The sequence below is a fragment of the Adhaeretor mobilis genome (assembly GCF_007741515.1).
Taxonomy (GTDB): Bacteria; Planctomycetota; Planctomycetia; order Pirellulales; family Lacipirellulaceae; genus Adhaeretor; species Adhaeretor mobilis.
The window spans coordinates 500,208-512,473 of record NZ_CP036263.1; the positions used below are offsets into that span (position 1 = coordinate 500,208).

Genomic DNA, 12,266 nt, shown 5'->3' on the forward strand with positions numbered 1-12,266 from the left:
AGTCATCCTCGGAGATTTCCGTTGATACTACGCGGCTCCTGACAAGGCACTTGCATCAGTAATCCGCGAGATGAGAACCTACAAGCCTTAGAGGTAGTCATGACACATTCACGCACTGCTATTATCTCTGCCGTTGCCGTCTTAGGTGGCCTCGTGCTTTCGAGTGAAGCTCACGCGCAGAGAAATCTTTTTTCTTCACCGACTTCTGACTATTTCAATAACATTAACTCTGCGAGTCAATTCAGCACTGACCGCTTCAAGAATCAAGCGGTCAACAGAGCTACTCCCAGAGGCTTCCGAAGTGTTTCTGGGAATAGTATCTTCTCGGGACCAAGCTCCAGCTCGGCAAGGACAAGCAAGCCGTTCGCTAATGTACAGCCGCAGTCTAACCTTTCGCCCTATTTGAATATCGGTGGATTTCCGACTGGGGATGTACCTAACTATCACTCCCTGGTTCGTCCGCAGATTCAGCAGCAGCAACAGGCTCAGCAGCGTCGGACCACGCAGCAGTCTCAGCAAGCTCAGTCAGCGGCAGCCCAAGCTCCTTACCAAATCACTGGGGCAGCTGACATGGTGCCGACAGGGCACGGTTCCTCCTATCAGAATTACACCGGCTCCTATCAGAATCTCTCCGGTCGGTTTCTCAATTACGGAGGGTACTTTCAGGGGCGCTAAGAATACACTTGAGGTTGGCCTCTTTGGAAGCCATGCTGCCAATCTCAATTTTGGCGGCTTTGGCGGAAGTACTTCCAGCCAGGTACCAGAAATGCAGCCGCTGCGACTAAGCCGAATAGCGTGGGACCGTACGGCCAGCCGGCGTGCTGCAGGAATGCCATGATGATGGCACATAGGAATAGCGCTGCCGCATACACATAAAAGCTGCCTGCAAGAATGCCGGCCTTCACGACGAACACCATGCCGCTGATCAGCCCCAGAATTGGGGAGAGTGTCAACACTGGCAGATCGAGTAAAGACTCGACGACGAACAGCAGCATGACGGCAACGATGCTGCCGCCCCACGCATGAGCGATCTGCCGCTCTACGGCTGTCACTGGTCCGGCTCTCCGTCGAACCGCCCAAAAAATAGGTGCCCATACGGCCAAGCCGCCTCCCCACAGCACAACGTAAGGCCATGCTGTCTGCATGCTGGGCCAAACTTCGCGCTGCAAGTGAAACCAGTTTGTAACCACGCACAGAACCAGTAGTACCGCTGCGTGCCACATCCAGAGGAGCCCCCAATTCTCAAGCACTGTGGCATGGTGCGTCTCGCCGAAAAGCCTCGCGACCACGTGCGTAATGCGACCACTTCTGGCCGTAATTGGCTCTCCTGCCAGATAAGCGGAGAGGTCGGCTGCCAATTCCTCAGCAGTGGCATAGCGCAGTTCTGGAGGTTTCTGCAAACAGCGTAAAACGATCATCTCTAAATCTCGATCAACCGTTTTATTCAGCAGTCTGGGTGGGAGGGGATCTTGTTCTAGGACCATGAGCACGGTATCGACCGGAGTGGAGCCTTGAAAAGGCGGTCGACCGGTTAGCGAGGCGTAAAGAATGGCTCCTAAACTAAAGATGTCGCATGCGGGGCCTATGTTCCCTCGACCGCCGCCTGCTTGCTCCGGCGCCATGTACGAAGGTGTTCCGAGGATTGCGCCCGTTGTGGTGAGTGTACTGTCGGCGGTTTCCTGCTTGGCGAGTCCAAAGTCGGTGATACTCGGCTGTTCCTCACGGTCCAGTAGAATGTTCGCCGGTTTTAGATCGCGATGCACCACTCCGCGCGAATGTGCATAGTGTGTTGCAGTGGCAACTTGGCGGATGAGGTTCGCCGCTTCACGCTGCGGCAGCGGACCTGAACTAATGCGGTTCGCTAGCGTGTCTCCCTCAATCAGTTTCATACCGAAGTAACGCCAACCTGTTTCGATTCCCGTTTCATAGATGGGAACGATTTGAGGATGATCTAAGTGGGCGGCTGCTTCCGCTTCGGCGCGAAAGCGTGCTTGATCTTCATTCGACGCAGCCGACCCGCCGAGCATGACCTTCACGGCTACTTCGCGATCAAGGCTAACTTGGTGGGCACGGTAAACGATACCCATGCCTCCCCGGCCAATTTCCTCAAGGAGTTCGAAGTCACCCAAACGTCGCGGCGGATGGCTAGCCCCAGCATGGGCGCCGTCGCCCGAGGTAGGCATCGTGATTGTGTTCGGCAACTGCCGATCGCTATGCTGAGCAACCGCATCAACGACCATGATGGCACCCCACAACTCGCGTAGCGGATCAGCTAGGTCAGGGTGCTGGGCAACAAGCTCGTCAAGCTGCGGACGTTTTTGCGGTGAGGCATCGGTTACCTCTTGCAGGATTTTCGCTAGCCGCTCGTCTCGCTCATTAGTGGATTGCATTTCAGGGGGCGGCTTTCAGCTATCGGATGCTTCGTTGGCATCGTGGTCTGGGTCGCGGTCTGGATCGTCGCCTTCCATGAGTTTTCGCAATCGCCGCATCGCCCGTAAGTATCGCATGCTAGTTGCCTGTGCGGAAAGCTCTAGAGTCGCAGCGGCGTCGCTGTTGGACATGTGCTCGAAGTGTCGCATAAAGACGATTTCCTGGTCCATCTCGTCAAGCTGATTGCATGCCGCCTCGAACCGAGCTTGCAGTTCGTTCCAAGTCGCTGCCGACGCTGGGGTGAGTTCTTGATCGCTCAGTTGCCCTAGCAAATCGACCGACGATTCATTCCCCGCCGCTGCCACCAAAGGCTGCTCGCGATCCATGCTGCGGCGGGCCGTTTGACGGTGGCGTCGATGCGCGTCGATGAGTCGATCTTTGGCCATTTGACGTAACCACAAGTGGAACGGCATGACGGGGTTTTCTAGATATTTTTGCAATCGACGATTCGCGTCGATCATCACTTCCTGCACGATGTCGCTAGCATCGACTCGCCGCTTGATCACTTGATCCATGCGCAGATCGATCATCCGCCGGACCGCGTCGCGATGCCGCTCTAATAGTTGGTTGACAGCTTCCGAATCACCCTCGCGAGCCTCGGCAAGCAGTTTTTGTGTTTTGTCAGATTCGGGCCACATGGCTGGGGCAATCAAGAATAAGGGCTATTGAGACTAGGGCATTCGATCGTGTTGGTCAGTTGTTGGCTTGCCTCAGTATCGACTGCTTCGTTAGTGATAGCAACGCATGAATCGCCAGACCGGCGGTACGGGATCAAAAAAGTTGCCCTTGTGGCACCCCAAGCCCTTTTGCTAGAAGTCTCGCCGTTAAACGTGTTTGTCGCGCAAATAATGCGCGATTGCTAGAGGAAAGAAACCTGCGGCCTGCAAAAACAATTCTTTGCGGGCGTTGGCAGATTCCCTGAAAACGGATGAATGATCTATGAGAAACCATGCAAGTCGCTGGACGTTTGTTCTGCTTACACTCGCACTAGCAGGAATGCTTGGTAGCGAGGTCTTCGCTCAACAGTCTACTTCTGAGCGGCGGCTCAACCGTCTGCGAGCTAGCCGTCTCAGCAATCGCGCAGCAGAAAGCGACCGCGCGGCCGGTGAATTCATTGACTCCCTGTTCGCCTCGGAAGCTCCGAGCGATCCGATCTTGCCGAATCAAAACCAGGCCAAGTTGCTCAATGGCAAACCAAGCGTCGCCCAGCGAACCGCCTCCTGGCGCGGGCGACTGATAAGCAATCCGAATACCGAAGATGGCAGCCCGCCCTACATCCTGCTTGATCGCTACGGCAAAGCAAAGCGATTTGTCGAACCCTCAGCAGAGATCGATCTCGATGCGTACCTGGGCGAAACCGTCACAGTACGTCGCGACACCGGCAGCACACTTCTAGCGAGCCAGTTGGACCTTCCAAGGGTGGGTCTCAATAGTGGCGGAGCGGATGAAATTGATTCAGCCATTCAACTTGCCCAGTATCAGGAGTCCATGGCTCCTGAGATGGACCCTCTCTATCTCGACAATGGCCTCGACTTCGGTAGCGGCACGGGAGGCTGCACCGGTTGCGGCGATATGATTTGTACGAAGCCCGGCTGTGGGTTTGGCTCGCGACCGATCTTTTATGCTCGTGGCGAGTACAGCCAATGGTGGCTCGAAGGAATGAACACCCCTCCCTTGGTTGTTCAAGACACAATGCCCGACACGGTTTCAGACCCGGACGTCGAATTCCTCCAGCCAGGTGTTTCCGTCATCTATGGGGGCGATCGTATCCTCGAAGATGGTCGTGACGGATTTCGTGCGACCCTCGGCTACTGGTTCGACGATTACGGCAATTGGGGCATCGAGGGCGACTATCTCGACTTAGGTGAGATCACGGAAACTTTCTCTGCCGGTTCGCTTGATGGTTTAGTCCCGGATACTCGCATCGGCCGTCCTTTTATCGCGGTTGCTCCCTTAGCCGGAGTACTGCCTGTTGGACGCGCTGTTGAAGAAGTTGACACCGAGGACCTTGATGGCAATGTCACGGTGCGCTCGCGCAGTGATTTCAGCACCGCGGGGGTTCGCTTCATGAACGGTCTTTGCTGCCGCGAGAGCTGCGATGTCGGATGCGGCGATTCCGTAGGTGGGTGCGATAGTTGCGGTAGCGGGATAGCTGGAGCCGCAGGCCTATTGCCCGGAGTCCGACGAACGGACTTTCTGTGGGGATTGCGCTGGGCTGAATTCGACGAACAACTGAGGGTAACCGAGGATCTGCAGGAACGTGTTACCAACGGCGACACATTCTTAGTTAATGACATTTTCGATACCGACAACCAATTCACCGGTGGCGAGGTTGGCTTTCGCTGGCAATGGGAACAGCAGCGCTGGTCGCTGGACTTGCTCTCGAAAATCGCTATCGGCAGTACACGGCAACGCGTGCGTATCAATGGCAGCACGCATGTCAATCGTGAAGTAATTGGGACAGAACCCAGCCCAGGCGGCTTGTTGGCACTACCTAGCAACATCGGCGTTTACGAGCGCGATCAATTTAGCATCATGCCTGAACTGGGAGCAAAGCTGGGCTATATGTTGACCGATCGCCTCCGCATCTCTGCCGGGTACACCTTTCTCTACTGGAGTAATGTCGTGAGGCCTGGCGATCAGGTTGATCTGCTAGTTGACCCCAACCAAGTTCCCATTTTTGACGGTGCCGACGAAGGGTTCTCACCCGCTTTTCGTTTCATCGAAACGGGCCTCTGGGCACAAGGTCTCGACTTTGGTGCGGAATACCGCTGGTAGAATCTCAGAAGCCGACTTCTCTCTCAGGTGCGTGAGCCCACATCGTCCTGATGCCGTTAGAAGCTACACGCGCCATCGGAACGATGCGGGCTAACTTCTTGGTGCTCATTCACAGCGATCCTCGCCGCAATGTTAACTTGTGCGCGTGCTAGCAGTTCTTTGCTTCGCGCTAAGTCGGCCCTGTGCTGATCGTTATTTCTGTACAAATCGAATTTGTCAGGTCGAATCGGACCGGACACGGATCTGGGTTTCTGCCGATACCAAGGCTACGGCTAATTCTGTCCCAACCGATTCATCCTGTCTGCGAGGTGCGTTCATGGCGCCCGAAGCATCGAATTCAAAACCGTTCTTTCCCCCATTTTTCCGCAGCCGCAAGTCGGTTGCGCAACCATCAGCAGCCAAGCTGGGGTTTGAAACATTGGAGTCGCGTCAGTTGCTGGCAGCGGATATGGCGGACATCGTCGGCACGCTCTACGCGAATTTGCAGGGCGACAATGATGCGAGCAACGACTTGCCGGTCGTCAATGCCGCGGCTGCGCTTTACAAGGATGGTGGCAACGGAGTCTTCGATGGGGCAGGCAGTGGCGACGATTTGCTTGTTCAATCCGGTGCTCAAACTGATTCCAACGGTGAGTACCGTTTTGAAGGCGTCGGGGCAGGCCGCTACTTCGTGCAGATCACGCCGCCCGAGGGATTGCACTTTCAGGCTGGCGACGACGTTCGCGAAGTGCTGATCACCGATCAAGAAGCCGAGTTCGCTGAAGGCCCGGCTATCGATAACTTTGAGTCGGAGCAACGCGTATCTGCCTCCCCGCCCCTACCGTCGAGCGATCCGTCGCGCATGGCCGATAGTTCCGTACTCGGTGGCGAGCGCGATCTGTTTGTAACGCTTACTCAGGGCGACGACCGCTTCTCAGCAGTTTCGCTTACCTCTGGTGATGGTTTGATTCGTTTAGCGAGCGATACCAACGTTACTGGCGATGCGAAGATCGTCTGGGATGGGTTCGACAACAGCGCTTCCGGCGTGAATGCCACAGGTTTGGGTGGTGTTGATCTCACCGAGGGAGACGGCAGTCGCATGACTGGCCTGGCGCTGACCGTCGGTGCGGATCATCCCAATTCCATTGTGAAGATGAAAATCTACACGGACGCGAACAACTGGAGTGAGTACACCACCGTCGTGCCCGAAACAGACGGTGGCCAAGCGACGAAATACCTGATCTTCGGCTTTGAAGATACACCCAACTCCAGTGCCGGCAACGGTGCCGACTTCACGAATGTGGGCGCTGTAGAGCTCACCTTCGAAGGCGTTACGGCCGTAGATGGACAAGTTTCGTTGATCGGGCTCGTGGGCCGCACCACGAAAGAGTTGGATTTCGTCGTCGAGCCTAAACTGAGCCTGGGCGATCACGTGTGGGCTGATGTGAACAACAACGGCATCTTCGATCCGGGCGAGCAAGGCATCGCCGACGTGAAGCTCAATCTGTACGAAGATGTCGACGGCAACAACGAGTACAACGCCGCGGTAGATAGCTTCCACAGTATGGACGTCACCGACTCCAACGGGCATTACCAGTTTGCTGATTTGTTCCCAGGCAAGTACATCGTTCAAGTTGCGGAGCAAAACTTCGGTGACGGTTCTCCACTAGTCGGTCTGGTAAGCAGCACGGGCAACGACCCGGCGGCCGATCCGGATAACGACGTCAACGGCGACGACAACGGCACGGGGGTCGCTGGCTTGGGCGTGCTGAGCAAGTCGGTCACGCTCACAGGCGGCCTAGAGCCTACCAATGATGGCGATAACGACCCGAATACCAACCTCACGCTAGACTTCGGGTTCTACGGCTTTGACTTGGAACTCGACAAGGAAGTAAACGCAGGCGACGGTAACCAAGTCAATCCTGAGGATCGTCTGGTCTATACAATCGACATCTTCAACAATGGCCCTTCGACGGCTTTCTACGCCCGCCTGGAAGACACTCTCGCGTCGAACACACAGTTCGTGTCGGCAACTAGTTCCAACGGCGCCACGGTCAATCATTCCAATGGGAATGTTACCTCCAATCTTGGTAACATCGCTCCAGGTGCAACGGTCACGATTACGGTGATTGTGGACGTAGCTGCCGATGCGACCGGTTCGATCATGAACACGGCGACGGTCATCGCCCCCAACGAGGTCTACCTCGGTAACAATACTGACAAGGTCACTAACTCGGTAGATCCTCTGATCGATCTCACGATTGACAAGACCGACAGCGACGATCCGGTCAAGCCAGGGCAGGTTTTCGATTACATCATCAAGGCAACCAACAACGGCCCGTCGGACGCCACGGGCGTTCAGGTGACCGATACACTGCCTGATGATGTGCAATTCGTTGATGCATCACAAACACCAGTCAGCAATTCCAACGGCGTATTGCGATTCGACATTGGTAATCTCGCGTCGGGTGCCTCACGCACAATTAACATCAGCGTTCGCGTCGATTCCGACTTTGTAGGCACCCTGCTGAACGTTGCTGAAGTGTCCGGCAACGAGACGGAGACCAACTACGACAACAACGAAGACGATGAACCAACCGTCGTGATTCCGGTCATCGACCTGCAGATCGTAAAAACCGACAGCGACGACCCCGTCAGCCCTGGCGAAGGCTTCAGCTACACGCTGGAGATTCGCAACAATGGTCCTTCGGATGCCACAGGCGTAACCATTGTCGACACGCTCCCCGCAACGGGCGTTGAATTCCAAGGCTCCGCAACTCCCAACTCAATCAACGGCCGGGAAGTGACGTTCAACGTCGGCGACCTAGCTAGCGGCGAGTCGCGCTCGGTGGATATTCAAGTCGTGGTCGATCAGTCGTTCGTGGGCACACTACTCAACAGTGCTGAGGTGTCTGCCAACGAGGAAGAGACCACTTACGCAAATAACGTGGACACAGAAGAAACCCTGGTGGTTGCCGATCCGGTGAGCATCAGCGGTAAGGTGTACGTCGATCGCAACGACAACGGTATCTTCGAGTCGAACGAACGACCCATTCCCGATGTTATCGTGAACCTCAGCGGCCGCGACTTCCAAGGGAATTCGGTGAGTCTGACAACCGTCACCGATGCCGGCGGCATGTACATGTTCAGCAACCTGCAACCTGGTCAGTACAACATTACTGAACAGCAGCCGACTCGCTATCGCGATGGTCAGGAAACCGTCGGTAACAACGATGATCCCAGCGGAAGCTCTGCACAGGGACTTGCCGCCCTCGATCAGTTCGATGCTGAAGGAGAAGTAGTTTCCAGCGGTTTCGGTGGTGTTGAACTGGTGCCCGGAGCGGATGCCTACGACTACAACTTTGGCGAGCTGGCCAATGGTGGTGGCACTAAGCAAGACTACCTCGTGCGTGCTGAGTGGTAGTCGCAAGTTCAACCTTTGTTTGACACGACAACGCCACTCCGGCTTGCTGGAGTGGTGTTTTTTTTGCAGCGTTCCGTTCTCTTGCTATTGATGCAGCCATTCCAGCAGCTGCACATGCAGCACGGTCATAGAACCGGTTCCGATTCAGCTGCAAGCCAGTCGCCGGATCGAGCCTTCTACTAGTATAGACATACTCGTAGAGCTATTCAGTCTGCGTTCTGTACGCGGATGATACCAGCGTCGAGAAAGTCACCAATTCATGGATGATTTTGCTATTTTTGTCACGAAAACGATTGCTATGCGTCATCACTAGGTTTTAAAATCGGGGCACGCGAACCACCGTTTAGATGCGTACCGCGTCACGTCGCGTGCCCTTTCTTACTGCTCTCACTAGCCGTAACGCGTTACACTGTATTCCTGCTCATGACCCCGTTGCAGGTCAAGGAGACTACTTTTCACTGGAGGGCAAGCTAACGGCTCTTGGTGGCGAGGTCGACTTCTACCACTACCTATTCGATGACTATCTTATGGCACCCACTCAACCTGGAGACCAGAAAATGAATAATCAGACAGCGAATACGTTGACCGCGGGAATTTACCTTCAGTGCTATGGCTGCATCCGACGCCTGGCACGCGGTGCAGGTGGCAGGTGCCTGGCCTGCATCGCCCTCTGCCCGGCGGCCCTGATCGCCGCGGCGGCGGTGATGGCGTTCGGGGCCTTGGCTCAACGGGCTCACGCGGCACCGGAAGACATCGTCCCGTCCGTCGTGACGGAGAACAACCTGATCCGCGGTGAGGCGGAAGGCGTTTTTGGGTATGTCAACAATGGTTTGATTGTTCAAATCAACTGGCTCGACCAGGGGCTGTATAACTATTTTCTCCCGGGCTTCATCGGCTTACCCGGACAAACCGTTCTATTTGAGACAGGGACGCACGACCGCGTGTTTACGGTGCCCCTGAGCGCAAGCCCGACCGGGGCGCTCACCTGGGTCATGGTGGCCGGTACCAACCAGGTGACGACGGATGACCCCGCGACGAGCAGCAGCGTGGTCCGTCCCTCCGACGGTGTTGACACGTTCACCTACTCGGCCGGCAGCCCGGCGCTTCCGACCGACCGGGTGGTCGTCCGCGACGGGGGCAAGTTGAACGTGGCGGCCGACCTGACCGTGGACACGCTCAGTCTGATCGAAGGCGTGGTACTCGATCCGGCGAACCCGCCGACATCGGCCGCCAACCTGCTGGGCGGCGCCTTCCGGGTCGACACGCTGCTGGTGATCGCAGATGGGGGCGAGTTCCGCGCGGTCGGCGGGACACTCGACACCAACCTAGCGATCATCGACGCTGGCGGTCGGCTGGTCGTCTCCGGCGGCGAGCACGACCTGGGCTTCGGGCTCGACCACTCGGGCGAGGCGGTCTTCCTCGACACCACGATCAATGGCAACATCACCAACAAGGCGGGCTCGGCCACGAACATCGTCGGCGACGTCGTGTTCAACGGCGACATCTCGGGCCCGGGCGCGTTCTTCGGCTCGGGCACGGCGATCTTCAACGGCAGCTTCGCCCCCGGAGCCAGCCCGGCCGCGGTGCCTGTCGAGGGGAGCATCGCCCTGGGCGACACCAACACACTCGCCATCGAACTGGCGGGGATCGAGCCCGGCGATTTCGATGCGCTGCTCGTGCAGGGCGACGCAACGCTTGACGGCATGCTCGATGTGAGCCTGCTCTCGGGTTTCACCCCGCTGGTCGGCCAGCAGTTCGAGATCCTTGATGTGGGCGGGGCGTTGAGCGGGCAGTTTCTCGGTATGGATGAGGGAGCCGTGGCTGGCACATTCGGCCAGACGGATTTAAGGATCAGCTACGCTGGCGGCGACGGCAACGACGTGGTGCTTACGGCCACTTCGACGGGGGTCCCTGAGCCGGGGACGCTGCTGTTAGGAATACTGACCAGCCTAGTTTGCCTGGCTTGCAAGCGGCGTTGATAACACTTGGCATCGCCGGCAAAGTGTGGCAGGGTGATCGGAAGATGCCGACCGATGACTACGACCAACTCCAAGCCAAGAAGCACGACGCTCACCCGATCGTCCGGCAAATCATCGACCGTGACTGCCATGGGCGAGCAGGAACCGGGACGTGATCCGGCACGTCGTCTCCAAGCTGAAAGACGGGCGCCAAACCTTCCGGAGCCTTCCCAGGACCGAGCGTCGCCGCTTGATCGAGCAGTGCATCGACGTCCACCGGGCGAACCGGGTTGAGTACGAGCCGGTCATGTGGCCACGGTACGAGAGGCCGGGTCTCCCAGAGCCGTAGACATTGAAAAGTCGCCGGACGGGTCGCTGCTGGGATCATCTCCTCGTCGAGCCTAATTTTCCGTAATCTTTAATTATCACTTTTGCGTCAGGCGTTTACGATCTGGGCAGGATTGAAGCGGCCGGAAGGCCTCCGGTCCAGGCCCACCGAATGCACCAAGTATTACCCGCGCAACTGCGTGGGGTGGGCGTCACCGTAGCCGATTCTTACGTTCAAAGAGGTGCTGGCAGGCCAACAGGACCACGGAACCACCCAGCTTGCAGCTTAATCAGCAGATAAGTGACGTGAACGCTGAATCTCGTTAAGATATGCATGTAGTGAGAGTGATCACTGAGCCGATGACATTTGCAGACCGATGGCGACCGCACAACAAGTCAAATCTCTGCTCAAGAGCTATTCCTCTGGTGACGACGAGCACTTCGTCTCAGTGGCTCTTCAGATTGCTGCGCACTCAGCTCGAAAGGGAGATACTAAGTTAGCGCAGGAATTACGGAACCTCGTCGACGATATCAAGCGACAGCAAAGTGAAGGCCGTACCAATCGAGCGGTTCCCATGGCGCGACCGTCAGGAGAGCTTGCCGGGTTGCTTGCAGTAAGCTATCCCAAGCTACGACTGTCCGAGATGGTACTTGCTGACTCTACGTGCGAGCCGCTGCTGAAGGTTGTGCATGAGTATCGCCACCAAGATAAGCTTCGAGGCCATGGTCTCTCAGCTCGCCGCAAACTACTGCTTGTTGGACCACCAGGCTGTGGCAAGACAATGACCGCCTCCGCGTTGGCTGGCGAGTTGCAGCTCCCTTTATTCTCCGTACAGCTACACGGCTTGATCACCAAGTTCATGGGCGAAGCCGCTAGCAAACTTCATTTGGTTTTCCAGGCAATGACGGAGACGAAGGGCATATATTTCTTCGACGAGTTCGATGCAATTGGTGCGAACCGAGGATCGCAAAACGATGTTGGTGAAGCAAGAAGGATATTAAATTCATTTCTGCAGTTCTTGGAACAAGACGATTCTGACAGCCTAGTCCTTGCTGCTACGAACCACGTCGGCATGCTCGACTCCGCACTTTTTCGTCGTTTCGATGACGTAATACATTACTCACATCCTCATGCTGAAGAAGTGCAGCAGTTGGTAAGGAATCGCTTGCGAACGTTCTTGAGCAAGCGGCTTGGGTGGACAAAAGTGTTGGCCGCTGCTGATGGCTTGAGCCATGCGGAGGTAAGCCGCGCTTGTGATGATGCGGCCAAAGTTTGTGTTATCGAAGATGTCGCAACCGTCAACACCAGCCGTCTAGTAGCTTTGCTAGAAGAGCGACAGCGAGCACAGGCTCCTACTAGCTAAAAATCT

At 56.4% G+C, this 12,266-nt stretch carries 8 protein-coding genes; 6 read left to right on the plus strand and 2 right to left on the minus strand.

Features of this window, described 5'->3' with window-relative positions; all coding sequences use genetic code 11:
- Positions 1-99 precede the first annotated feature (99 nt).
- Entirely contained in the window at positions 100-675 is a 576-nt protein-coding gene (locus HG15A2_RS01950; RefSeq protein WP_145057306.1) for a hypothetical protein, read from the plus strand.
- 44 nt (positions 676-719) lie between these two features.
- Here the strand turns inward: HG15A2_RS01950 and HG15A2_RS01955 are convergent, their stop codons facing one another.
- Together HG15A2_RS01955 and HG15A2_RS01960 are read right to left on the minus strand one after the other, a co-directional pair.
- Positions 720-2,390 (minus strand): serine/threonine-protein kinase, encoded by a 1,671-nt coding sequence (locus HG15A2_RS01955; protein ID WP_145057308.1) that lies wholly within the window; start codon positions 2,388-2,390, stop codon positions 720-722.
- A 15-nt stretch (positions 2,391-2,405) separates the two neighbouring features.
- Positions 2,406-3,068 carry a sigma-70 family RNA polymerase sigma factor gene (locus HG15A2_RS01960; RefSeq protein WP_145057310.1) on the minus strand — a complete coding sequence of 221 codons (663 nt, stop codon included), beginning with the start codon at positions 3,066-3,068 and terminating at the stop codon, positions 2,406-2,408.
- Positions 3,069-3,369: 301 nt separating this feature from the next.
- On the opposite strand from HG15A2_RS01960, the gene HG15A2_RS01965 reads away from it, so the two are divergent.
- The 5 genes from HG15A2_RS01965 to HG15A2_RS01990 all read left to right on the plus strand — a co-directional run bounded on the left by HG15A2_RS01965 (position 3,370) and on the right by HG15A2_RS01990 (position 12,260).
- Positions 3,370-5,208, plus strand: coding sequence for a BBP7 family outer membrane beta-barrel protein (locus tag HG15A2_RS01965; protein WP_145057312.1), 1,839 nt, complete (start codon positions 3,370-3,372; stop codon positions 5,206-5,208).
- Between the two features lie 316 nt (positions 5,209-5,524).
- Positions 5,525-8,611, plus strand: coding sequence for a DUF11 domain-containing protein (locus HG15A2_RS01970; protein WP_145057314.1), 3,087 nt, complete (start codon positions 5,525-5,527; stop codon positions 8,609-8,611).
- 557 nt (positions 8,612-9,168) lie between these two features.
- Complete coding sequence (locus HG15A2_RS01975) at positions 9,169-10,590, plus strand: hypothetical protein (protein ID WP_145057316.1); 1,422 nt, start codon at positions 9,169-9,171, stop codon at positions 10,588-10,590.
- The gene (locus tag HG15A2_RS01980) at positions 10,566-10,745 is read left to right on the plus strand and encodes a hypothetical protein (protein WP_145057318.1); all 180 of its coding nucleotides are present in this window, start codon (positions 10,566-10,568) and stop codon (positions 10,743-10,745) included. Before HG15A2_RS01975 ends, HG15A2_RS01980 begins: the two co-directional genes overlap by 25 nt.
- A gap of 528 nt (positions 10,746-11,273) precedes the next feature.
- Complete coding sequence (locus HG15A2_RS01990) at positions 11,274-12,260, plus strand: AAA family ATPase (protein ID WP_145057320.1); 987 nt, start codon at positions 11,274-11,276, stop codon at positions 12,258-12,260.
- Positions 12,261-12,266: the final 6 nt, after the last annotated feature.

Excerpts from the sequence above, each read along its gene's own strand:
- HG15A2_RS01950 (WP_145057306.1), top strand. The coding sequence starts at position 100 with ATGACACATTCACGCACTGCTATTATCTCTGCCGTTGCCGTCTTAGGT.
- HG15A2_RS01970 (WP_145057314.1), top strand. The coding sequence starts at position 5,525 with ATGGCGCCCGAAGCATCGAATTCAAAACCGTTCTTTCCCCCATTTTTC.
- HG15A2_RS01965 (WP_145057312.1), top strand. The coding sequence starts at position 3,370 with ATGAGAAACCATGCAAGTCGCTGGACGTTTGTTCTGCTTACACTCGCA.
- HG15A2_RS01990 (WP_145057320.1), top strand. The coding sequence starts at position 11,274 with ATGGCGACCGCACAACAAGTCAAATCTCTGCTCAAGAGCTATTCCTCT.
- HG15A2_RS01975 (WP_145057316.1), top strand. The coding sequence starts at position 9,169 with ATGAATAATCAGACAGCGAATACGTTGACCGCGGGAATTTACCTTCAG.
- HG15A2_RS01960 (WP_145057310.1), bottom strand. The coding sequence starts at position 3,068 with ATGTGGCCCGAATCTGACAAAACACAAAAACTGCTTGCCGAGGCTCGC.
- HG15A2_RS01955 (WP_145057308.1), bottom strand. The coding sequence starts at position 2,390 with ATGCAATCCACTAATGAGCGAGACGAGCGGCTAGCGAAAATCCTGCAA.